This window comes from Empedobacter sedimenti, assembly GCF_030005555.1.
Lineage (GTDB): Bacteria > Bacteroidota > Bacteroidia > Flavobacteriales > Weeksellaceae > Empedobacter > Empedobacter sedimenti.
Genome location: NZ_JASCQG010000001.1, coordinates 124285 through 146742 on the forward strand (window position 1 = coordinate 124285; position 22458 = coordinate 146742).

At 29.5% G+C, this 22458-nt stretch carries 24 protein-coding genes; 8 read left to right on the forward strand and 16 right to left on the reverse strand.

Translation table 11 applies throughout. The features are described from left to right. Window positions 1–29: 29 nt before the first annotated feature. The 4 genes from QHG34_RS00590 to QHG34_RS00605 all read right to left on the reverse strand — a co-directional run bounded on the left by QHG34_RS00590 (window position 30) and on the right by QHG34_RS00605 (window position 3101). A complete protein-coding gene (locus QHG34_RS00590) occupies window positions 30–857 on the reverse strand; it encodes a hypothetical protein (protein ID WP_282628133.1) in 828 nt (275 codons plus the stop codon). A 98-nt stretch (window positions 858–955) separates the two neighbouring features. Further along, on the reverse strand, window positions 956–1720 hold the full coding sequence (locus tag QHG34_RS00595) for a hypothetical protein (RefSeq protein ID WP_282628134.1): 765 nt from the start codon (window positions 1718–1720) through the stop codon (window positions 956–958). Next, window positions 1721–2608, reverse strand: coding sequence for a glycosyltransferase (locus QHG34_RS00600; RefSeq protein ID WP_282628135.1), 888 nt, complete (start codon window positions 2606–2608; stop codon window positions 1721–1723). Next, window positions 2568–3101 (reverse strand): class I SAM-dependent methyltransferase, encoded by a 534-nt coding sequence (locus QHG34_RS00605; RefSeq protein ID WP_282628136.1) that lies wholly within the window; start codon window positions 3099–3101, stop codon window positions 2568–2570. The genes QHG34_RS00600 and QHG34_RS00605 overlap by 41 nt, the downstream gene beginning before the upstream one ends. A 90-nt stretch (window positions 3102–3191) precedes the next feature. Here QHG34_RS00605 and QHG34_RS00610 point away from each other — a divergent pair, with 90 nt between their 5' ends. Together QHG34_RS00610 and QHG34_RS00615 are read left to right on the forward strand one after the other, a co-directional pair. Then, the gene (locus QHG34_RS00610; protein WP_282628137.1) at window positions 3192–3584 is read left to right on the forward strand and encodes a hypothetical protein; all 393 of its coding nucleotides are present in this window, start codon (window positions 3192–3194) and stop codon (window positions 3582–3584) included. 70 nt (window positions 3585–3654) lie between these two features. After that, window positions 3655–3813: a lmo0937 family membrane protein gene (locus QHG34_RS00615; RefSeq protein WP_282628138.1), complete on the forward strand. Its 159-nt coding sequence runs from the start codon at window positions 3655–3657 to the stop codon at window positions 3811–3813. A 35-nt stretch (window positions 3814–3848) separates the two neighbouring features. Here the strand turns inward: QHG34_RS00615 and QHG34_RS00620 are convergent, their stop codons facing one another. From QHG34_RS00620 to QHG34_RS00630, 3 genes are all read right to left on the reverse strand, one after another. Continuing rightward, window positions 3849–4112 (reverse strand): hypothetical protein, encoded by a 264-nt coding sequence (locus QHG34_RS00620; protein WP_282628139.1) that lies wholly within the window; start codon window positions 4110–4112, stop codon window positions 3849–3851. Further along, window positions 4100–5194: a hypothetical protein gene (locus tag QHG34_RS00625; protein WP_282628140.1), complete on the reverse strand. Its 1095-nt coding sequence runs from the start codon at window positions 5192–5194 to the stop codon at window positions 4100–4102. The genes QHG34_RS00620 and QHG34_RS00625 overlap by 13 nt, the downstream gene beginning before the upstream one ends. Before the next feature lie 122 nt (window positions 5195–5316). Continuing rightward, window positions 5317–6156 carry an aldo/keto reductase gene (locus QHG34_RS00630; protein ID WP_282628141.1) on the reverse strand — a complete coding sequence of 280 codons (840 nt, stop codon included), beginning with the start codon at window positions 6154–6156 and terminating at the stop codon, window positions 5317–5319. 170 nt (window positions 6157–6326) lie between these two features. Between QHG34_RS00630 and QHG34_RS00635 the strand changes: the two genes are divergently transcribed. Together QHG34_RS00635 and QHG34_RS00640 are read left to right on the forward strand one after the other, a co-directional pair. Further along, window positions 6327–6629 carry a hypothetical protein gene (locus tag QHG34_RS00635; protein ID WP_282628142.1) on the forward strand — a complete coding sequence of 101 codons (303 nt, stop codon included), beginning with the start codon at window positions 6327–6329 and terminating at the stop codon, window positions 6627–6629. Window positions 6630–6658: 29 nt separating this feature from the next. Further along, on the forward strand, window positions 6659–7561 hold the full coding sequence (locus QHG34_RS00640; RefSeq protein WP_282628143.1) for a WYL domain-containing protein: 903 nt from the start codon (window positions 6659–6661) through the stop codon (window positions 7559–7561). Window positions 7562–7563: 2 nt separating this feature from the next. Here QHG34_RS00640 and QHG34_RS00645 read toward each other — a convergent pair whose 3' ends face one another. The 5 genes from QHG34_RS00645 to QHG34_RS00665 form a co-directional block, all read right to left on the reverse strand. Next, window positions 7564–7881, reverse strand: coding sequence for a hypothetical protein (locus tag QHG34_RS00645; RefSeq protein WP_282628144.1), 318 nt, complete (start codon window positions 7879–7881; stop codon window positions 7564–7566). Window positions 7882–7895: 14 nt separating this feature from the next. Further along, window positions 7896–8945: a hypothetical protein gene (locus QHG34_RS00650; protein ID WP_282628145.1), complete on the reverse strand. Its 1050-nt coding sequence runs from the start codon at window positions 8943–8945 to the stop codon at window positions 7896–7898. Window positions 8946–9062: 117 nt separating this feature from the next. Then, entirely contained in the window at window positions 9063–9842 is a 780-nt protein-coding gene (locus QHG34_RS00655; protein WP_282628146.1) for a hypothetical protein, read from the reverse strand. 123 nt (window positions 9843–9965) lie between these two features. Further along, window positions 9966–11117, reverse strand: coding sequence for an FAD-dependent monooxygenase (locus tag QHG34_RS00660; RefSeq protein WP_282628148.1), 1152 nt, complete (start codon window positions 11115–11117; stop codon window positions 9966–9968). Window positions 11118–11213: 96 nt separating this feature from the next. Then, complete coding sequence (locus QHG34_RS00665; protein ID WP_282628149.1) at window positions 11214–12596, reverse strand: dipeptidase; 1383 nt, start codon at window positions 12594–12596, stop codon at window positions 11214–11216. 111 nt (window positions 12597–12707) lie between these two features. Here QHG34_RS00665 and QHG34_RS00670 point away from each other — a divergent pair, with 111 nt between their 5' ends. Continuing rightward, the gene (locus QHG34_RS00670; RefSeq protein ID WP_282628151.1) at window positions 12708–13022 is read left to right on the forward strand and encodes a DUF4286 family protein; all 315 of its coding nucleotides are present in this window, start codon (window positions 12708–12710) and stop codon (window positions 13020–13022) included. Window positions 13023–13057: 35 nt separating this feature from the next. Here QHG34_RS00670 and QHG34_RS00675 read toward each other — a convergent pair whose 3' ends face one another. Both QHG34_RS00675 and QHG34_RS00680 read right to left on the reverse strand, forming a co-directional pair. Then, the gene (locus QHG34_RS00675) at window positions 13058–13612 is read right to left on the reverse strand and encodes a hypothetical protein (protein ID WP_282628152.1); all 555 of its coding nucleotides are present in this window, start codon (window positions 13610–13612) and stop codon (window positions 13058–13060) included. Window positions 13613–13702: 90 nt separating this feature from the next. Continuing rightward, a complete protein-coding gene (locus tag QHG34_RS00680) occupies window positions 13703–14470 on the reverse strand; it encodes a response regulator transcription factor (protein ID WP_282628153.1) in 768 nt (255 codons plus the stop codon). Between the two features lie 128 nt (window positions 14471–14598). On the opposite strand from QHG34_RS00680, the gene QHG34_RS00685 reads away from it, so the two are divergent. Genes QHG34_RS00685 through QHG34_RS00695 form a run of 3 tightly spaced genes read left to right on the forward strand, consistent with a single transcriptional unit; the run spans window position 14599 to window position 17594 of the window. Then, window positions 14599–15651: a hypothetical protein gene (locus QHG34_RS00685; RefSeq protein ID WP_282628154.1), complete on the forward strand. Its 1053-nt coding sequence runs from the start codon at window positions 14599–14601 to the stop codon at window positions 15649–15651. After that, entirely contained in the window at window positions 15648–16058 is a 411-nt protein-coding gene (locus QHG34_RS00690; protein ID WP_282628155.1) for a hypothetical protein, read from the forward strand. The genes QHG34_RS00685 and QHG34_RS00690 overlap by 4 nt, the downstream gene beginning before the upstream one ends. A 42-nt stretch (window positions 16059–16100) precedes the next feature. Next, a complete protein-coding gene (locus QHG34_RS00695) occupies window positions 16101–17594 on the forward strand; it encodes an alpha-L-fucosidase (RefSeq protein WP_282628156.1) in 1494 nt (497 codons plus the stop codon). A gap of 56 nt (window positions 17595–17650) precedes the next feature. On the opposite strand, the gene hemL is transcribed toward QHG34_RS00695, so the two are convergent. Continuing rightward, the gene (gene hemL, locus QHG34_RS00700; RefSeq protein WP_282628157.1) at window positions 17651–18934 is read right to left on the reverse strand and encodes a glutamate-1-semialdehyde 2,1-aminomutase; all 1284 of its coding nucleotides are present in this window, start codon (window positions 18932–18934) and stop codon (window positions 17651–17653) included. A gap of 62 nt (window positions 18935–18996) precedes the next feature. Beyond that, on the reverse strand, window positions 18997–22443 hold the full coding sequence (locus QHG34_RS00705; RefSeq protein WP_282628158.1) for an ATP-dependent helicase: 3447 nt from the start codon (window positions 22441–22443) through the stop codon (window positions 18997–18999). Window positions 22444–22458: the final 15 nt, after the last annotated feature.

The window sequence follows — 22458 nt, forward strand, 5'->3', positions numbered from 1 at the left end:
AATAAGTAATTTACATATTCTCTTTTTGTTTAATTATTAATAATGTCTTTTGTTATTACTTTGGTGTTGTTGGGTTTGTTTCCATATAAAAAATCGAGATAAATTTTACTATATGAGTTAAAAATTTGTAATAATTTAAAATAATTTACATCATTCAATTGTATATTATTTTCTGTGTTATTTAAAGCACTATCGATAAAATCTCTAATCTTAAACTTCGGAATTTTGAGATCATTTGTAAAATAATCATCTCCAAAATAGTTTTTGATTTTAGTAATTTTATCATATCTCGTTTCGTAATCAATCAGAGTTTTTCGCTGTTTTGCTTTACCAGAAAGAACATCAAATATTCTTCCGACATCTAAACGTGTTAACGAAATATCGCCTCCTAATAAACCAGCCTTTAAAGCTGATGTATCTTTGATTGGTTTCAAATCAGGATTAACTCCTAAACTTGCATATAATTTGGTAATTGCGTCTTGCTTTTTACCATTTTTTACATCTTTTTCAAGAATTCCAGTTAATTTTTGTCCAATTACTGCAGTTCCTAACTGAATAACTTGTGGCGCAAGATGAACTACAATTGTTGGTTTTTGAAATAGATTTTGTCGTAAAATGATATTTCTATTTTCATACCAATCTGACTGAAATTTTAGTGTGTCGTTTGCTTGTGCTTGAATAAAAAATGTACCAGCAAAGTTAGAGATTGTAGTATGTTTTGTTCTTAAATTGGTTACATAAATTCCTTCCGCATTATCTTCAGAATTATCAATAATAATATTTCCTTGAATCCATTTTTCTTGTGCAAAAATAAATTGTGAGAGTAATATAAGCGCGAATGTAAAGAATGATTTCAATTGTTTTTTTATTTATTTCTGATACGAAGATAAGTCTTAAAAAAATAATGTTGAATATGTTAACGTTTGTTGGCTAAAGTTTAAAATTCTCTTAAGATTTATTGTTTTAGATTTTGATTTAGTTCTGTCAAATATTGTTTTGCAAACGGTTCTAAATCAATCATAATCGTTTCAAATTGACGACCAATCACTTTTTCTCTTAATGGATAGCGATCGCTTGTGTAATAAAGAAATTCTTCAATTTTATATTCAGGTATATGCAATTCTTCTGTATAAAATGTAAGCGGATAGTAATGTTTAACTTCTTGAATTAAAGAAGCTTTTGTCTCATAATTTCGAACGCGACGCTGATCACGATAAAAACCATTCATGTGTCCAATTAATCGAACAGGATTTAATAAATCCATTGGTTTGAACTTCGCTATATCTCTTTTTGGCTCTAAATCTCGCAAACGTTGATCTAAACCAATTCGATCATACAAATCCGTTTTACTATCTCGTTGTCCATTTTTCCCAAATTTATCTCCAACAACAGCTGTTCCTAATTCTATGGTTTCTATGTTAAGATGAGCTTGTAAAAATCCTTTGGTGTAAATAGCTTGATTGATGACAATTTTGCGCGGAACTAAGAAATCAGCTTCAAATAAAATTGTATCTCCAATATTAGCTTGAATAGAGTAAAATCCAGAATAATTGGTGTATGTACGCGAATCTGAGCGTAAATTTTCGACTCTAATTCCTGCACTTGTTGATGTCATATCTGCTCCTTCATCAATCAAAACAGATCCTGTTATCAGTTTACTTTGAGCAAAACCAATAACCGAAGCGAAAAGAAAAAGATAGATCAACAACTGTTTTTTCATTTATCCTGTAATTTTTTGTTTCATTTTTGACCAACGATAATTTCGTATAAATTTCTCTTGTTCTTTGTTGACCATTTTTGGTGTATGATTAGATGAAGCTTCAAAAAAACCTTTCAAATAATACAAAACATAAGATGGTTTCTTTTTACGTAAAGCTAATTTTGTTCCTGCAATAAGTGTAATCCAAAAACCATAACCCAATGCATAATAAGCTGAACCTTGCTTGTATAACGCAGATTTATTGTAACTAGCACCTGTAGGTTTTAGATGTTTTAGATGCAGAGATTCGTCCGTTACAACTTTCCAGCCATAATATTTACACAATAATTCGTCTACCGTATCCCAGCCCATATGCGGACGCAAACCACCGATTTTATCGTAACAAGATTTTCTGTAAGCTTTGAAAGCTCCACGAATATGATCTTTATCCGTTAAACTTTCAATAATCCATTCGCCATTCTTCTCAATATAAGCAAAACCTCCAGCCATTGCAATTGATTCATCTTGATTAAAATGCTTCAAAATAGTTTCAAAATAGTTTGAAGGAATATCCAAATCTGCATCCAATTTTACGATAACATCATAATTAGGATCAATTATTTCATAACCTTTTAGGAAAGCTTGTATTACTTTACTTCCTGGTTGATGTTCGCTTTTAGACAAAATATTACGAAGCTTAATGAACGAATATTTAGCACAAAATTCTTCTACAATTTCTTGTGTTTTATCAGTTGAATGGTCGTTAACGACTACAACTTCATAAGGTAAAATAGTCTGATTTACAATTGCATTTAGTGTTACCGCTATAAAATCTTCTTCGTTATGAGCGGGTATAACAATGGTATATTTAGTAAGTAAAGTCTTTTTTTCGTTCTGCGTAAACGGCATAATATCTTGGTGTAATACTTCTTAATAAAGGTCTAATTCCTAATTTTTTGGCAGGATGTGTCCATTTGTGACGATGAATAACTTCCCATCCAGCTTTTTCCATCAACATATCAAATTGCCAATCTTCAAATTCGTGATAATGTACATCGCGAGGATCATTCTGATTTCTGTAAGCTGGCGAAAACCACAAACGCATCGGAATAGAAGCTAATAATTTATTACCTGGTAAATTTCTCAAAACTTCCATCGGATTAACCAAATGTTCTAAGATTTCTAAAGCTGTTACAAAGTTAGCATCATAATTTTGTAAATCCTTGTAATAATAGTCTAAATCGTCACCATTTGTATTTTTTACATCAAATCCGTTCTCTATCATCACTTCAGTAAAAGGATTTTTTACACCTAAATCTAAAATCTTGTCTGTTGGTGTAGCAAATTTTTTTAATAAAGCCAACGTTTCGTTATATCTTTTTTGCGGGTATACTTTATACATTTTTGTCGTCGTTTTCGAATGCTAAATTTAAACATCTATTTTTAATATTGTCTGTTTCTATTTTAAAATATTTTATTGCACATTTGCCAAATGAATTTGTCGAAACATTATCGTTTACGAAACAACAATAAAGTTGAAGGATATGCAAAAGAAGTGAGTGGTGTAACTTATTTTAAGGGGTACAACGAATTTAAATGGCATCAAAATCCATTACTTTTTGACACAATAGATATTGGTGTAGATATTTTAGATAGAAGAAATAGACGATTATACACAAATGATATTGTAATGTATCGTGTTTCTAATAGACCATTCATTCGTACAGGTTTTGTAGTTTATGAGCAAAATTCGAAGGAATTTGGTATTATAGATCAAGAAACCTATCATTTTACACCATTCTATTTGGACGATTTATCTCTTTTTGATCATGATCGTTTAGAAATTATTTCACATTTGTTTTCAGTCAAAGAAAAGTCTAAATAGTTTTAGTTCGAATCTCTATTTAGGCATTATTATTGATTTAAGCGTATCATAACCAATAAAATACACGATTATGAGAAACTTAATTTCAATTGCTGCAGTCGTTCTGATTATTCTTTGGGCTGTAGGTTACTTTGGATTTGGAGAAGCAGTAGGAAGTTTTATCCACATATTACTCGTTTTAGCAATTATTGCGATACTCTATTGGATCATAACAGGAAGAAGACCATAATCATAAAAAATCTCCTCAAAAGGGAGATTTTTTATTTATAAATTTTCCAACATCAAGATAATTTCACTTTCGATGCGTTGCATCATTTCAGGCGAAATTTCAATTTGATGTTGTACATTTTCGATGGTATTATACGTCAATTCTCCCGTTTTCAAATTCAAATTATATTCAATTTGTCCTTCCCAAGAATTACTCGATTCATAAAATGAAACCATTTCAAAAGGCAATCTTGGCAAAAGTTCGCCAAAATGTTCTTCTAATTTGATTCGATTTTCTTGACTAATAGTTAGTTTTTCCATGATTTAATAATCATTGCATTAGCAGAAGTTTCGTAGAAAATTATCGCTAATAATTGTAAAAATTCAGCATGATTTAGTTTTCCTGCAACTACTTTTTCAATATCCGCTTCATAATATTCTTCAATCGTTTTAGTTATCAGGGCTTTAAAATTATCCAACGGAATATTTTGATCTTTCAATTCATTTAATAAATAATTATCCGAAGCTAAAAAGTCTGCACGAGTTCCGAAAATAGGAGATTTACGAATGTTCAAGGCATTGTGGAAAGTTTGCGAAATCAAAACACCACGTTCCAACTCTTCGAATTCCCAACCTTTACGAACTCTTCTCGGATTATTTTCATAAAAAATATGGTTGTGAAAAGCGTGTACATGTTTCGCAATATCTGTGTTGGTATGTAAATAAAGGAACTGCAAAATTGAACTAAACAAATGGTTTGCGTTCAGATTTGCTGGATAATATGTGTACAATAATGGATAATGAAACAATGTTGTGTACAACGGTGAAAAACTATCAATAATATTTAAATTCAACACATTTATTGCTTCAAAATCTACTTTCTGATTTGTTTGATAATAATTAATTCCAGCCAAATAAATATCCTCATAACTCAATTCAAATTGATTAAGATACGCTCCAATTTGTTTGAAAAATGATGTATTTAAATTATGATTTGTAACTAATTTATATTGTTTATTTTCAAATTTTTTAATAAAATCTAACTTAAACTCAGACTTTAAATTATCATTGATAACTTTATCAAAATCAAATGATTTCTTTCTAATTACATTGACATAAATTTCGTTGTATGTATAAATAATTTGCTTGATTGGTGCTGTGTCTAAAGCTTCAAAAGGATTGATGTCAGCATTTGGCGTAGCATACAACGTAAACAAACGACGAAATTCTTGCTGAATCTTTCCTTCTTCCGCAAACATATTCATCAATTGATTGGTGTTCGCAGCAATAATACTTTCACCTAAAAAAAATAAAATACCAGCTTTCAAATCTTCATCAAAACCACATCTTTCAAGGGTTTGATCAAAATAAGTTTTGAATGGATTTTCAGGATTTTGGCTCATATCGAATAATTTTATTTTATCATTTAAAAAGTAAAAGTATTGATTTTTTAAAGATTTGAAACGAAAAAACCTCTGCAAAACAGAGGTTTTTAAAATTTATTTTAGTGAATTCGTTTAACTTGTTAAAATTCAACCATTGAAGGATTCAATCCAGAAAAACCGTCAGCAGGCATTTCGTCAATCGCTTTTACATCTTCTGCACTCAATTTAAAATTATTTGAAGTCAAATTAGCTTCAATATTTTTTTCTGAAGAGGAGCGAGGAAGTGGTAAAATTTCTTTCGCCAAGCAATAATTAATACAAATTTGACCAACCGAAACATTGTATTTATCTGCCAAAGAAACAATTAATTCGTTCTCCAAAATTCGTCCAGAACCCAATGGACTCCAGGCTTGTACTAGTAAATTGTGTTGTTTACAAAAATCCACTAATTCTGGTTGCGAATGACCTGGATGAATCTCAATTTGATTAACCATAGGTTTGATTTCAGCCGTTTCAAATAAAGCTTCCAAATGATTGATATTGAAATTACTTACACCAATAGCTTTTGCTTTTCCAGATTTGTAAATTTCCTCAAAAGCACGCCAAGTTCCGGCATTCAATTCTGCCCAATTATCAGGAAATTGTGATTCATTTGCAGGCCAATGAATTAAATATAAATCCAAGTAATCTGTCTGTAAATCAGCTAAAGTTTGCTCAAATGCAGCCATTGCTTTTTCGTATCCACGCTCAGTATTCCAACATTTAGACGTAATAAATAATTTGCTACGATCTACATTTTCAGCTTTTAGTACAGCACCAATTTCTTTTTCATTTTTGTAAATTGTTGCCGTGTCAATATGTGTATATCCTTTTGCTAGTGCTATTTTTAGAGGTTCTGTAACTTTTTCACCTTCTAATAACCATGTTCCAAATCCGATTGCAGGAATTTCGATTCCGTTTGATAGTTTAAAGTTTTCCATTTTATTCAATATTTATAGATTCAAATTTATCTCAAAACAACCAATTTCAATAATTAGTAGACGTTAATTCTTATGTTAAAACTCATTTATAGAAATCTTAAATTTAATTGTTTGTTAATAAAATAGTTCTATATTTATTCTCGAAAAATGTTAGGTAAAAAGTTAGAAAAATGACACAATTTACAGGTACGATTGAGGATTTTATGAATACACACGAAGAGTTTATCAATGCTTTGATTCTGAAAAAAATCAATCAACAAGTTGTATTAGATAAGAAAAATGCAGAAGATATTCAGCAAAATGAATTTATTCAACAAAAATTAGAAGATTTGAAAGAACATATGACTGATTTGTTCGAAAATGAATTTGGTGATTGGGAAATTACAATGGATTTAGAATCTTTTGAGCAAGAATTTGATAAACATTTTCAAATTTCGAAGCAAGAATTAGAAGATAATGTGCTGTTGAAGTAATTTATTTTAATATCTTCATTGGTTAGATTGTGAGAAAAACAATACCTATAATTCGTATAATTCGATTGGTACAATACATTAATGAATGTAATATTAAGGAAATATTTCCTCTTAAAAAGGATATTATATCTCATATACAAAATCAGTTTCCTGATGAAATTTATAATATACAGCTGTTTAATCGAGATAAAATAAAAATTAGAGAAGAATTAGGAATTGATTTAAAATGTAATAAAAAATATCAATATTATGTTGATGATTCGGATCAAGTTGGTTTGCTCGAGTCTTCTTTAGATTATTATGAGATGTTTTCTATTTTGACGCAAGCGAATGCATTGCCTGATATTTTTTTAATTTCAGACAGAAAACCATTAGGTTTAAATCAAATTAACGATGTTGTTTCTCATATCAATAACAAACATGTTATTCAATTTAGTTATTCAAAATATGACACAAATGAGACAGAAGTACGTGTTATTGAGCCTTTGGTAATAAAAGAAAGTAAAGAACGCTGGTATATTATTGGAAATGATCATCAGTCGAATAAAGGTTTGCGAGCTTTTGGTTTTGACCGAATTTCTGCTGTTACTTATTTTGGAATCAATTTCTCACCAAAATATACTATTGATGAAATTAAGGCTAAATATGATTCTTTATTTGCGATGTTTGACGCTGAAGATAAAGAAGTAGAGGAAATTGTATTGGAGTTTGATCAACGAGATGGAAATTATATCAATAGTTTTCCTATTCATCATTCTCAAGTTATTGAAAATATAGAAAATGGTGTTCGTGTAACTTTAAAATTAAAAACCACGCCCGATTTTGTAATGGAAATTATATCACGAGCATGGAGTTTAAAAGTAATTAGGCCAGTTAGTTTACGTTTAGAAGTTGCTGAAATTTTGAAAGATGCTCTTTTGAGAAATCAATAGAATTATTTAATCTTTTCATATTCAAACAAAATGAATTCTGAAACAGGTTTCCATAAAACAACTTTTCCATTGATGATATGGAATACTTTCGCGTGATTTTTTTCACCGAAATTTACCATTTGATTAAAATTGCTATCAAAATTTACAAGTTTTTCACATTCATATTTCAGTCGATTTCTCGAAATTGGTTTTCCTTCCTTGTGTAATTCTAAATATTTTAAAAGGATTAGACTATTGATTTGAGTTTCTCCTTCTCGAAACCATTTTGGAACTCTTCTCTTTATTTTTTTTATTTCTTGTTCAGTCTTATCTAATAACATCGTTTTATTTTTTTTTAGAAGTTTTGATTTAAATAAATTAATATTTCGTTTACGTCAGTTATACATTCTCTGTAACCGTTTTCGCGATAATATAATTTGGTCGGAATTTTGGACATAAAATGATCTTTTGATTTATAACGATCTACCAACAAACACAAGAACAATTCACCTTTTTTATTTTTACAATTAATCAATTTATACTCAATGTTTTTTAAAGATTTATGAAAATACATATTTGTAAAAAACGTATTAAATTCAGTTAGAAGTTGTGTTGTTTCTTTCTCATCATTTAACGAATCAATTTTTAAAGCAAGCAAGCCACCCGAAGTATAGAACAGTGAAGAAGCATCTTTAAAAACCTCCTTAAAATCAAAATTCTCTAACTTGATAAAATCATCTTCATAATATCCAGAATAATGTTCTTTAATTAGTTTGAAAGGATATATTTTTTTAGAATTAAAAACAGAAAATAATTTACCCCAATAAGAAGAATCAAGATGTATAGGAGTTTTTAGAATAGAAATAATTCGAGATTCTAATGATTCTTTGTTGATGAAATACCAAAAGGCAGAAATATCAATTTCTTTAGTATTTCGATGAATACAAGTATCAACTATCGAATGAATATAAACTTCTTTTGCCAAACCGTTCAACATATCATCTAAAGATTGTTTCGAATAATTACCCAATTGATAAATTAACAATCGTTCATCATTTTTGATATTTTCATGATTAGATTTATCAATAACAAGATAAACTTTAAGTCCATTGTTTAATCTCGGATCTTTAAAAATCAAATGGCTAACAAAATAAGCTTGTAGATTATGCTCAAAGTTTGGTGTTCGAGAATCATATCGAAATTGAGCATGATTTCTTACGCTTGATTCTTTTGTATTAACAATAACTTGTCCTTCTTGTTTTAGAATATTGATATAATTTCTTAAAAAAGAAAATGCATCTTTTCGAGCAACTAAAGGATCTTCGTTCTCAAACGAATTGATCGTTACTTCTTCTTTGCTTTGATCGAAAATTGTTTCGACTTCATAATGAAATTTTAACTTCATAATATGTTTATTTATTATTATGAAGCAAACTTATAACCTTGGTACTATCAAATAATGATAGTGGTTAAAAAATTGTTTATGATAAATAGAAAACCCCAGCTTAGCTGGGGTTTATTTTTATTGTTTCAAGCTATAAATATTAATTATTTCTAATATTTCTTTCGATTTTTTTTCTGTAAACTCTGAATCAGTATAAGGAATATTTAAACTAACTATACTTTTATCTTTTTTCTTAGGAGCTATGTTAATTTGATTTCCTTTTATTTTAACGATGGTAACATTAAAATCATATTGATTATAACATAGTAAAAAATAATCTGTTTTTAAATTTTTCATTTTAGGATTAAAATTCCAATTATCTTTTGAAATTCGAGCTATTGAACAATTCTCGTCATTCAGATAAGGATTTGAAGCAATTATGTAAGGCTTGATTGACTTTGATTTTGTTTCATATGTATTTATAATATGGTTTAGAGAGATTTCATCATCAGTTAATAATACAACATTATCTAAATCGTTCACTTTATTATTTAAATCATATTGTTTATGATGTTTTGGGCACATAAATTTTATTACTTCAAAAAAGTTTTCATGTTTTTCTTTGAATTTTTTTTCAAAAATATCTAAATCAATTTTATAAGTTGTCTTTGAAGTTTTTTCTGCAAAATCATTTAATATTTCCTGAATTAATATTTTACGTTCTCTTCCTTTAAGATGTGCAGCATGTAAACCTATGTATTTTTTACATTTCCCTCCATCTTCATTTAATTCACCACATGAAACTCTATTTCCATATTTATTTTTGCGGTAAGGAAAAGCCAATTGAGTTACAATATCTGAAGTTCTTGGTCCTAGATAAGTATAAATTTCATCTAATGTTCCTTCTAAAAATGCCATAATTCTATAAAAATTAAATTAATATTTAATAACGATTAAATATAGTTGTATTAATTATACAAACATAGAATTGTACACGATATTTTTTGAGAATGAAATAGAATTTATTTTAATATTAATAACCTAAACTCTCATAAAATCTTCTTCTAACAAGTCTTCTAAAGGACTTTGCATCAAAGATTGAGGTAAATTTCGGAAAGCAAAATTTCGGATATTCATTAAAAATTTATTGTCAACTTGAGCAACTTTTCCAGCCAAACGAGAAGTGTCAATAATATAATGTGTTCGTTTCAAACGGCGTAGATTGTAATGTTCAAAAGCTAATAAAACATCAGTATCTTTTTTGATTAATTCATCATACAAAACACAAACATCTTCCACCGCCATGCATGCGCCTTGTCCCATGTTTGGTGTGGTTGCATGTGCTGCATCTCCAATTAACAATACACGATTAAATGCATAATTATTAATCGGTTTAATATCCATAATTGGCGTTGCTATGATACTTTCTGGATTTGTTTTTTGTAAAGTATTTCTGATTTGTCCCGAATAATCTTTGAATTGATTTTTAATATCACTCAACGTATAGTTGTAAACTTCAGAATTTAGTTTTGTATTGACACAAGCATACCAATAAATTTGATGATTAATTAATGGCGTCAAACCAAAACGACCATTCGGTCCCCATGTTTCGATGCTCTTTTTTGAATTGTAAGATTTATCTTCTACAATAGCACGCCAACAAATATAACCCGCATAACGAGGCGTTGACTGTTTCAATAATTGTTGACGAATTGTAGAATTTATTCCATCAGCACCAATTAAATAATCGCCTTCGGTAGTAGTTCCATCTTCAAAATGAAGGACAACTTTTTCAAAAGATTGTTCAAAAAACTTCACTTTTTTTGAAGTTTTAATTTTATTCGAATCAATTTTTGAAACCAAATAATGATGTAAATCTGCACGATGAATAGCAAAATTTTCGTTGTTGTAGTTTTTTCTTAATCGTTCGGTATCCGCTTTCAGAATTGTTTTCTCTTTCCAATCTTGAATTTCAAAATCTTCTAACATATGTCCCAAAGGCGCAACTTCTTCTGCTAAACCAAGAATTTCAAAGGCTTTCATCGCATTAGAAGCCAAGCCAAAACCAGCACCAATTCCACGAACTTTTGGCGAAGCCTCGAAAATTTCGAAGTCATAATTTAAATCTTGCAAAGCTTTTGCTAAAGTTAAACCTGCAATTCCTGCACCGGCGATTAAGAATTTTTTACTCATTGATAAAAATAAAGTTCAAAATTAATCATTCTACTATAAACCAAAAAGAAAAGCGAATCAAATTGATTCGCTTTTCAGAAGTTATTTTGTCGAAAATTATTGTTCGTTAAAATATTTGTAGAAATATGGAATAGTTTCGATTCCTTTGTAGAAATTGAATAAACCATAATGTTCGTTAGGAGAGTGGATAACGTCAGAGTTTAATCCGAATCCCATTAAAACAGATTTTGTTCCTAATTCTTCTTCGAATAAAGCTACGATTGGAATAGATCCTCCAGCTCTTTCAGCTAAAGCTTCTTTCTCAAAAGTTTCAGCTAATGCTTTTTTAGCAGCGATAAAACCTGGGTGATTAGTTGGTAAAATATAAGGTTTACCTCCGTGATGTGGCTTTACTTTAACTTCTACTGAAGATGGCGCTAAAGTTGGGAAATAATCTGCAAATTGTTTTGTTACAACCTCAGGATCTTGTCCTGGAACCAAACGCATTGAAATTTTAGCATACGCATGAGAAGGAATAACTGTTTTAGCACCTTCACCAATGTATCCTCCCCAAATTCCGTTTACATCTAGAGTAGGACGAATAGACGCTCTCTCGATTGTAGAAAAACCTTCTTCTCCTTGAATATCAGCAATACCGATAGATTTTTTGTATTCTTCAACATCAAATGGAATTTTCGCTAAATCAGCTCTTTCATCTTCTGTTAATTCAAGAATTGGCTCGTAAAAACCTGGAATTGTAATGTGACCTTTTTCGTTGATTAATTTTCCAATCATTGTAGCTAAAACATTAATCGGATTTGGAACAGCTCCACCATAAACACCAGAGTGCATATCGCGATTAGCTCCTTTTACCTCAACTTCTACATAAGATAAACCACGTAAACCAACTGAAATAGAAGGTTGTTCGTTTGAAATCATAGAAGTATCAGAAATCAAAATCACATCATTTTTTAATTTCTCTTTATTGTTTTTAACGAAATTTACTAATGAAGGAGAACCAACTTCTTCTTCACCTTCGATCATAAATTTAACGTTACAAGGTAATTCGTTTGATTTGTTTAAAGCCTCAAAAGCTTTAACGTGCATAAACATTTGACCTTTATCATCAGCAGAACCACGAGCAAAAATTGCTCCTTCTGGATGAATTTCTGTCTTTTTGATTACTGGCTCGTATGGACCAGATTCCCATAATTCTAAAGGATCAGCTGGTTGTACATCGTAATGTCCGTAAACTAAAACAGTAGGTTTTGAAGCATCAACTATTTTTTCTCCGTAAACAACAGGAAAACCTTCTGTTTCGCATACTTCAACATTATCAGCACCTGCTTCTTTTAAATATTTTGCAACCATTTCGGCAGCATCATTTACGTCTTGTGTGTAGGCTGGATCAGCACTAACTGAAGGAATTTTAAGTAATTCGATTAATTCATCAAGAAAACGTTGTTTATTCTCTTGTATAAATTGTTGCGTATTGTTCATCTTTGTTTGTTATGAATAATAGGTAAATTTAGACATAAAATCTTGATTAGACTTTCTTTTTCTTGAAAAATATAATGCGAAAACCTTTGTATCTTTGCAAAAAATTAGAGAATGATATTATATAATACAACTTTTATTGTTGAACAAGAGGTGCATGACGATTGGTTTGAATGGTTGAAAGCAGAACATATTAATGATTATCTGAAGTCAAATTGTTTTATTGGCGCTCGTTTAGGAAAAATTACTTCTCATTTAGAGCCTGGAGCGGTTTCTTATTCTTTGCAATTATTTGTGAATGATGAGCTGACTTTAAATCAATTCAAGAATAATTTTTTATCAGAAATTAAACAAAAAAGTTTGCAAAAATATGCGACAAAAGTGCTAAGCTTCGAAAGTGAGATGCAACACATAGGAGATTATAATTAAATAAAAGCTCGAGAAAATTCTCGAGCTTTTTTTATTTAGTTTTTTTGAAAAATAACTTCAATATTTAATTCAATCCATTGTTTGGTGCTAAAATCATAATAAGATTTTGTAATATTAGTAGATAGACGGTTATTATCTAGAATTTTTAAATTTTCAATAAAAACATTTTTTTTATTTTCCTTATTACCAGTATAGTTGTTTTCTGTATAACTATTATCTTTTATAACGATTGCTTTATTTGAAATTGCAGTTGAAGTTCCAAAACCATATTTTACAAAATCTGCATAACCTTCAGGTGAACTTGGATAATCTAGGTTTATTATAGTTAATGGAAAATTAAAGTATATAGTATTTACTTTCGGTCTAACTTCTAAAAAATTATCTTGTTTACCAAGAATGTCAATTTCATCCATCAAATTAGTTGATGTTTTTTTATCGTTGTTTAAATCAACTGATGTATTAGCTTTATAAGATACAATATTATAAGTATCAACTATATTTTCTTTCGCAAAATCATCATCATCTTTACATCCAAAACTAATAAGAATTACACCAGCTGCAAGGAGTAGTTTAAAGTTAGTTATAATCATATTATTATGAATTTTAGTAAATATAATAATTTCATTGATTTGTATAGTTATCAATTATAGATTTGATAAAAAAGCTTAAAAGAATAATTTTTATAAATATCCGCTCTCAATACTTTTTTTAATTAATTCTGACCCATTTTTTGAATTCATTTTATTCATAATATTTTTATGATGTGTACGTACTGTATGAAACGAAATATTCATATTATCTGCTATCATTTTATCAGAATATCCTCTAGATAAAAGTATAAGTATTTCAAGCTCTCTTTTTGTTAGTCGTTCAATTGGTTCGTCTATATTATGTGGTTTATAATGAAATTGATGAAAATCAGTTCTATTTCCAATACCCATAAGAGTTACAACATAATTATTCTTTTGAGTTAGATGTTGAATATTGGTATGAATATTTATTGCTTGTATCAAATAGCCATTTTCGTCTTTTAAAGAGTGAATGGCTTGATGTTGAAATAATTCATAATATCCATTTTCGGTTTTCATGCGAAAACAATAACCTGATTTTAAATTCAATTGATGTTCAAAACCAATTTCTTTCATTTTCTCTAAAGTCCAATTTTCTGCTTCTCTTACAAATGGAATATCTTCAGGATGTATTAAATCTATGATTTCTTTTAAGTGTTTTGGATATATTTTTAATCCATGAATTTTTAAGATATCCTCATTATAATTTACTATAGTACTATTTGTTATGTTTAACATATAATAATAAAATGGTCCTAATGCAAATATTTCTGCTACAATATGTTCTACGTTAGACTTTATTGACTTTGTATATTGATTTAGAATTGCTTCAGGATATTGTTCCCAAATATCGTGTAAAGAATGTCGTTTTACTTTCATAGTCAAAATGTTAGGTTATATAAATTTAAGGACTTTTTGTTGAAAAATACTACGAAGGAGGTATTTTATTCTTCGAATTTAATAGTGAAATTTATTGATAAATAGAATATTAACTTAAAATCATGATTATGGAAAAAAAATTATATTATTTATCTTTATTTTGTCTATTGCTATCATTTTCAGAATTATCAGCACAAGGAATTAATAAAAATGATACTATTTCTTTAAAAATTTTACAAGATCAACAGATTAATCTTAAAAATCAGAACATCGAATTATCGAAAGATAATAAAAGGTTATTGGAACTAATTGAAAATCAAAAACAAGAAAACTTAAATACTCAATTGTCATTATTACAAAATAATTATGAATTGATAAAAACAAGTTTTAATGAATCTGATAATGTTTATAATCAGATAACTAACTATAAAACTAGAATAAAAGATTTTGGAATTCTATTAGACGTTTCTAAAATAAGCACGCCAACTTCAACATCATTCGGAAATAGTTTTACATCTATTATTTTAAAAAACAGTGATCGATATTTAACGAACAATTTATCAAATAGTTCAAAAAGTAGTTTTTTAACTACTGTAGACAGAATTGTAAAATTACCTATTGTAGAATCTGTAGTTAATAGTAACCCCGTTTCTTCTATAATTAAAGATATTCTAACTTATTCTGTCAGTTTTAATAACAATAAAATACCTTCTGAGTCAATTTCCAATTTTAAAAATAGTTTAATTCCTTATATAAATTTTTATTCAGGCTTAGACAGTAATAATGCTTTTCTAGATAAATTATTGATGGATTGTAATGTGGATATTCAAATGAATGAAAATAGTATAAATCGTTATAATTCAAGAATTAATGAAATACTTAAATCTACAAATACTGATAAATATATAGCACTAGATAATCTTTTTAAAAAGAATACCAATAATAAATTATCTCTTGAAGAAATAAAGAAAATAAATAATTCTAGAGACATTTATAATTTAGTTTCCTTAGTTAATAGAACAGATATACCAGTGGTTAACCAGGATAAATTAACTACTGGCAGATCAGTTTATATTGATAAAGTGATAGATTTACTTACAGAATTAAAAAATTCCCCTAATAATGATTTTAACAGAGAAGATATTGAGAAACAAATTAATAATTTTAAAAATAAAAAATGAGAAAATTATACTTAATATTTATATTAATCATTGGATTTAACTTTACATATGCTCAAACTGAAGAACAAACTCTGGAATGGCTTTTAACTAAGAAAGCAGAAGTTTATGATGTTAGTTCTATAACTGTTCAGGAAGGAACAAGGAGAATAGAAATTACTGATGATATACTTCATGCATATTCTGATAATGGTGCTTTTACAAAAATAAATTGGAAAGGAATAAAGGATGTTTCTAAAACAGATGTTAAAAGCCAAATTGTTATTATTTCAAATACAATGTACAACGGATTGAATACGTGTATTTTTTTTAAAATAGATAATCCCGAATTATTAGAAAAATACATTAAAGCTCTTCGTCATATGGCAATTTTAAAAGGAGCTATAATGATTGATGATAATCTATTTTAAAAGCAATATTTTTTTAAATTTATACTTATATAATTATTTAGTATGATTTTTAAATTAAATCTCTTACCCTTTATCATTTTAGCTTCCGTTTCATCTAATGCGCAATGGAATGGACCTAAAAAGAAGCCTACCGAAACAAAAGAAATAAAATATGGTCCAATAACGCCTAATCATCGTACAGATGTCACAATGGAAAATTTTCGAAATTATGGCTTAGGGCAGTTTATTCATTGGGGGATTTATGCAATTCCGGGTAATGAGTGGAATGGCGTTAGTGCAAAGGGTGGTGCAGCGGCTTCGGAATGGATTAGGGCTTGGAGTGGTAAAACTGCACCAAAAGATTGGATTAATACTTATGATAATTTATATAAACAATTCAATCCTAAATCTCTTAATGCAAAAGCTTGGGCAAAACAGGCAAAAGAAATGGGCGCAAAATATGTTATTTTCACGACTAAACATCACGATGGATTTGCACTTTGGCCAACAAAATACTCTGATTACAATATTACGAAGACGCCATATAAAAAAGATATCGTCAAAGAAGTTGTAGATGCTTATACCAAGGAAGGCATTGATGTGTATTTGTATTTTTCTGTGTTAGAATGGAACAATCCTAATTATATGTACAAAGCGCCACAAACCGAAGAAGAAAAGAAAAAGTATGATAAATTTTTGCAGTATACTCGAAATCAATTGTTAGAATTGTTAGATAATTATCCTCAAATAAAAGGTTTATGGTTTGATGGTACGTGGGATCAAGCGTGGATAAAATCGTATGATTTCACCTATAATCTTGAGAAAGAATTAAGAGAAAAACATCCTGGATTAATCATTGGTTCGCGTTTTAGAAATGATGAATTTGGTTCGAGACATTTTGATTCGAATGGTAATTTGTTAGGCGATTACGAACAAGGTTGGGAAAGAAAATTACCTGCGAAATACGAATGGCTTGATGGAAATGATTGGGACGCTGTGATGACGATTCCACCAAATGGTTGGGGATATATGAAGGATTGGAGCGGGATTTATACCAAAACAAGTGATGATATTATTGAATTATTGATGAAATCTGTTTCGATGAATGGTAATTTTGTGTTGAATTTTGGTCCTGATGGTTTAGGAAAAATGCATCCTGGAGAAGATAAAATTGCAAAAGAAATAGGCGAGTGGATGAAGGTAAATTCAGAAGCGGTTTATGACGTTCGTCATGTAAATTTAGATGAATCAAAATATGGCTATTTTACGCAAAAAGAAGATAATTTATATTTAACCGTTTTCAATCGTCCTGTAAATAATATTATTCGAATTGCAATTGATAAAAAAGCGACTGAAATTCCTGTTTCGGCTTCTATTTTAGGTTATCAAAAAGCGTTAGAAGTGAAACATTCTGATATTGGTTTCGATTTAGATAAAAATACCTATTACGATATTTTACTTCCGAAAGAGTATAATTCGAACAAAGCGTTTGTCCTAAAAATGAAAATGGGTAAATCTGCTGATAAAACAGAAAAGTTGATGGATGCAAAAATGTAGTCCCAAAATAGAATAAAAAAATGCAGTAGAAAAACTACTGCATTTTTTGTTTATGATTAACCTTCGAAGCTTCTTACTGCATCTAATGTTTTATTGATTTCTGCATCTTTAATCGCATCAGAAATAAACCAAGTTTCGTATCCAGAAGGAGCGATGTAAACTTCGTTTGTTAACAAATGATGGAAAAATTTATTGAATCTTTCGTGGTTACATTTTGTTACATCTGTAAAGTTTTTGATTTCTGTTTGTTCCGTAAAGAACACAGACATCATCGATCCTAAACGATTAATATGATTTGGAATTCCTTTCTCTGCAAAGATTTTAGAAATTTCATTGTCCAAAGTTTCTGTTGCGTTATCAATACGATTGAATAATTCTCTATCATTATTGATAATATTCAACGTTGTGATACCAGCACGCATCGCAATTGGATTTCCAGATAAAGTTCCAGCTTGATAAACAGGACCAAGAGGAGCAAGGTGATTCATAATTTCGCGACGAGCAGCAAAAGCTCCAACAGGGAAACCACCACCAATTACTTTACCAAATGTTACGATATCTGCATTGATGTTTAAACGCTCTTGCGAACCTCCCATCGCTTGACGGAAACCTGTCATTACCTCATCAAAAATTAATAAAGCTCCATTCGCATCACAAATTTGTCTCAAACCTTCTAAGAAACCTTTTTCTGGAACAATACATCCCATGTTTCCTGCGATTGGCTCAACAATAATAGCTGCAATTTCGTCTTTATTTTGTTCGAATAAAGCTTTTACATCTTCCAAATTATTGTATTCTGCCAACAATGTATCTTTCGCTGTTCCTTGCGTTACACCTGGAGAATTTGGATTTCCAAAAGTTGCAGCACCAGAACCAGCTTTAATCAAAAAAGAATCTGAATGTCCGTGGTAACAACCTTCAAATTTTACAATTTTATCACGATTTGTATAACCTCTTGCCAAACGAATTGCAGACATACACGCTTCTGTACCAGAGTTCACCATACGAACCATGTCGATATTTGGAACAACGGAAGTAATTAATTTCGCAATTTCAGTTTCCAATTCAGTTGGTGTACCAAAAGAAAAACCATTTTTCATTTGTTCAACAGTCGCATTTAAAACACGTGGATCTGTGTGTCCAATAATCATTGGTCCCCAAGAATTGATGTAATCCACATAAGCACGTCCATCTTCATCATAAATATAAGCACCTTCGGCTTTTTTGATAAAAATTGGCGTTCCTCCAACAGATTTGAATGCACGAACAGGAGAATTTACACCTCCCGGAATATATTCTTGCGCGTCTTTGAATAATGCGCTACTTCTTTGATACAACATAATTTTCTACAAATAGTTGCACAAATTTACTGAATCTTAAACGAATTAAGAAGTGATTTTAATTAGATTGTAATTTTTTGAGTTGATTTTTGATCCAAATAATCAATTAAGGTTTTAATTAATTGATTTTCTTTCAAAATGGCTTGATTTCCCATCAAAAATAATTGTTCTTTTGCGCGCGTTAAGGCAACATTCAGCTTTCTATCTACATTTCCTTGATCGTTCATATTTACCAAGGCATTCAATTGCGAATGATAGGTCACAGCAAAACTATACAGAATAATATCGCGCTGACTTCCTTGATAACGCTCTACAGTATCAACTGTAATTTGTTCGTGATTTGGAATATTTGCTAATTCTAATTTCTGTTTAATTAACGCAATTTGATTTCGAAAAGGCGCAATAATTCCAATTGTTTTCTTTGGATCAAATGGTTTTTGATTGATTTCGTATAAATGAATAATTTCTTGCACAAATTTTACAATCAAATCAGCTTCTTGTACATTCGTTGAAGGCAAATAAGGATTTTCGTCAACATTGATAAATGCAAAACGATGATTTGTGATAAAGTTTTGTAAATCATTTTCTTGATTATAATTTTCGAAATATAAATCAGCACGTTGACGATTTAAACTTTGTTTTATTTCCTCATTCAAATTTGGAATATCAAAAGCCACATTTAGTTTTCCATCATAAAAATAATTATTTGGAAAATCGGCAATTTCGGCGTGCATTCTTCCTTGATAAGTCAATTGATCAAATGCATTTTCGTAATTATTTCGTTCACAAAATTCATATAAACGCTCAAAAATGGAATTTTTACGATTAATTAAACCAATATTTTCTAATAATTCGTTATTCGTTTTTGCTAATTCAGGATTTTGTAAAACGATTGCAGGTAACTGTTTGTGGTCACCAATCATGATAAAACGTTCCGCTTTTGGTAGAATTCCAACAATTTGTGGCTCTAAAATTTGAGAAGCTTCATCAATAATAATTGTATCAAATTTCTTTAATTTCAGAATGTCATTTTTACTCGAAATAGAAGCTACAGTCGAAACAAAAATGCGTTGTTTACGAATAATATCTTGAATTGTTTTTCGAGAAAATTTTTCTCCTTTTTGTTCTAAATCAGCATCTTTTTGCTCGATAATTTTATTTAATAAATTTGAATGAAATTCGGAAGAAGTAGATAATTCATTCCCAATTCTGATGAATTTTTGTTCAATTTGATCAGAAATAGCCGAATTGATTGATTCACATAATTCATCAACTGCACGATTGGTATATGCCAAAAGCAAAATATTACAATCCTGTTTTTCATAGATTTCTTTCACCAATTCTTTGATGATGATTGATGTTTTTCCTGTTCCTGGAGGTCCATTCAACAAAAAGTAATCTTTTGCAGAAAGTGATTTTTTCAAAATTCGATTTTGTTCTTCCGAAAGCATTGAATTATAGTACTCATAATCCATATTGTTTCTTGGAATAGATTGCGTTAAAATCAAATCTTTTTTCGCTTTAGAAGAATGAATTAATCCATACAAATTTCGGTACATCGAAACAAAAGAAGAATCCATAAAATCTCTCTCCAACGCCCATTTTCCTGTTGAATCAAACGAATCAAAAAAGCGTGTATTAGGTTGTTGATAACGAAAACGCAACACAATAAATTCTCTCGAAATACTTTTGATTGTACACTTAAAAACCTGATTTGTTAAAACAGAATCTTTTGATTCATTTCTTGGGTACAAAATACAAATATCACCTTCGCGAATCGAAATAAAATCATTCGCAGGATTGGTTCTTTTTAATTTAATTTCACGTTTTGGATCAGAAATATGATTTTCTACAATTTCTAAATCATAAATAATCTCGAAATTATTGTTTTTTTCTTCGAAAGTATTCAGCCACAAACTAGCCAAACCATTGTTGGAAGTCGATTGTCCCAAACCAAGTTTCGCCATATATTGCTCTTTCGCAATGAAATTCGTAAACGAATAAAAATAGGCTTTTTCTAATGGCGAACTATTTTTAATTGGATAGATAAATTTATCCAATTGTTCTTCTAGAATTTCTTTGAAACGAGGATTAATTTTTCGTTTAATAAAATTCGCAGGTTTAATCGAATAAATAGTTGATTCAATATCGGTTAATGTATGATTTGCTAAACGATTTTCATTGATAATTATTCGATTTCGTAAATCAAAAATGCGTTGAACTCGCGCTAAAGTTGGCACATCATAACGTAAATTTCCTTGATATACTTTCGAATAAAAGATATAACCTTCGGTGTTTTTTGTGACATCTTTAAACTCTAAATCATACAAAACACCAATAATTTGGTAATATAAAAAGAGCTGCGTGGCATGATTTGGTTTGACACTTTTTCCATCATCAGGAAAAGGTGCGCCACCAGATTTCAGCTCGATAATTTTATTTTTTCCTTCGGGATTAATATCTAATAAGTCCAAACGACCTTGAATTCCGTATTGTTCGCATAAAAACGAAGGCTCTATTAATGCGCGATCCAACGAAATATCATATTGCGGAAAATCCTCGGTCAATACTTTTTGAATACGATCAAAATGACCTTTTGCTTCCAAATAATAATCTTTCAAATCTTGTGGATTCGTCAAATCATTGCAAGCTGTATACTCTAATGGAAAATTTTTGAAATCACTCTTGAAAATCTCGTTAAAATCAGTGTTTTCATTGTTTTTCGTTGAAAAATGATCGACAACTGAATTGGCAAAATTTCCTAATCGAATATGTTTGCTGTTTGGTGCTTCTTCAAATTTTTTCTGAATATAATGCAATTCGGAAGTTCCATAATCCTGAAAACATTCAGCAATTGCTGAAATATCAACCAAATAATCTGGTTCGAGAATGATGAAACGCGGATGATAAATTCCTTCTTCATCAATCGTCGAATTGACTAAATTTAATTGCGCACCAATCCAAAAATCCTCAACAGAAGTAAAGTTTTCATTTACACCATCTTCATCAATTTGAACTGTAATATTTTCATCAGTTTCATTATCTTCATGATCGCAGATCAAACAATCTCGTTTGATTTCAATCACTTGAACACGCAATTTTTTAACCCGATTTCGAGTAAGAATTTTGTTGGTATAAAATTCTTTTTCAGGAAAATAATAGATAATTTCTGCTGGAATCATTACTTCATAAATCGAAGAAATAAAATCCGCAACATATTTATAATGTGTAAAATATTCGTGTTCTGTCGGTTCGTATTTCTCGCTCAGAATTCGTTGAGCCGTTTTACGAAACGAATGAATTTTAGTTGAAACTTGGTATTGATTACAGATAAAAGATAGTTTCGAGAAAAAGTTAGAAAACTGTAAAGCTTCGTTTTTTGTCAACTCAAAAGCAATATTTTCCACCAAACGTTTTAAATCTAAATATTTAGAATTGATTGGTTTATTGGCAAGTTGAATGTTTAAAACTTCATTTAGCAGTTGATTTCCTATTTCTTCTCGATTCACGGCGATTAATTTGGT

Coding starts and splice junctions, on each gene's coding strand:
- QHG34_RS00595 (WP_282628134.1), bottom strand. CDS start 1,720: ATGAAAAAACAGTTGTTGATCTATCTTTTTCTTTTCGCTTCGGTTATT.
- QHG34_RS00600 (WP_282628135.1), bottom strand. CDS start 2,608: ATGCCGTTTACGCAGAACGAAAAAAAGACTTTACTTACTAAATATACC.
- QHG34_RS00605 (WP_282628136.1), bottom strand. CDS start 3,101: ATGTATAAAGTATACCCGCAAAAAAGATATAACGAAACGTTGGCTTTA.
- QHG34_RS00610 (WP_282628137.1), top strand. CDS start 3,192: ATGAATTTGTCGAAACATTATCGTTTACGAAACAACAATAAAGTTGAA.
- QHG34_RS00615 (WP_282628138.1), top strand. CDS start 3,655: ATGAGAAACTTAATTTCAATTGCTGCAGTCGTTCTGATTATTCTTTGG.
- QHG34_RS00620 (WP_282628139.1), bottom strand. CDS start 4,112: ATGGAAAAACTAACTATTAGTCAAGAAAATCGAATCAAATTAGAAGAA.
- QHG34_RS00625 (WP_282628140.1), bottom strand. CDS start 5,194: ATGAGCCAAAATCCTGAAAATCCATTCAAAACTTATTTTGATCAAACC.
- QHG34_RS00630 (WP_282628141.1), bottom strand. CDS start 6,156: ATGGAAAACTTTAAACTATCAAACGGAATCGAAATTCCTGCAATCGGA.
- QHG34_RS00635 (WP_282628142.1), top strand. CDS start 6,327: ATGACACAATTTACAGGTACGATTGAGGATTTTATGAATACACACGAA.
- QHG34_RS00645 (WP_282628144.1), bottom strand. CDS start 7,881: ATGTTATTAGATAAGACTGAACAAGAAATAAAAAAAATAAAGAGAAGA.
- QHG34_RS00650 (WP_282628145.1), bottom strand. CDS start 8,945: ATGAAGTTAAAATTTCATTATGAAGTCGAAACAATTTTCGATCAAAGC.
- QHG34_RS00655 (WP_282628146.1), bottom strand. CDS start 9,842: ATGGCATTTTTAGAAGGAACATTAGATGAAATTTATACTTATCTAGGA.
- QHG34_RS00660 (WP_282628148.1), bottom strand. CDS start 11,117: ATGAGTAAAAAATTCTTAATCGCCGGTGCAGGAATTGCAGGTTTAACT.
- QHG34_RS00665 (WP_282628149.1), bottom strand. CDS start 12,596: ATGAACAATACGCAACAATTTATACAAGAGAATAAACAACGTTTTCTT.
- QHG34_RS00670 (WP_282628151.1), top strand. CDS start 12,708: ATGATATTATATAATACAACTTTTATTGTTGAACAAGAGGTGCATGAC.
- QHG34_RS00675 (WP_282628152.1), bottom strand. CDS start 13,612: ATGATTATAACTAACTTTAAACTACTCCTTGCAGCTGGTGTAATTCTT.
- QHG34_RS00680 (WP_282628153.1), bottom strand. CDS start 14,470: ATGAAAGTAAAACGACATTCTTTACACGATATTTGGGAACAATATCCT.
- QHG34_RS00685 (WP_282628154.1), top strand. CDS start 14,599: ATGGAAAAAAAATTATATTATTTATCTTTATTTTGTCTATTGCTATCA.
- QHG34_RS00690 (WP_282628155.1), top strand. CDS start 15,648: ATGAGAAAATTATACTTAATATTTATATTAATCATTGGATTTAACTTT.
- QHG34_RS00695 (WP_282628156.1), top strand. CDS start 16,101: ATGATTTTTAAATTAAATCTCTTACCCTTTATCATTTTAGCTTCCGTT.
- hemL (WP_282628157.1), bottom strand. CDS start 18,934: ATGTTGTATCAAAGAAGTAGCGCATTATTCAAAGACGCGCAAGAATAT.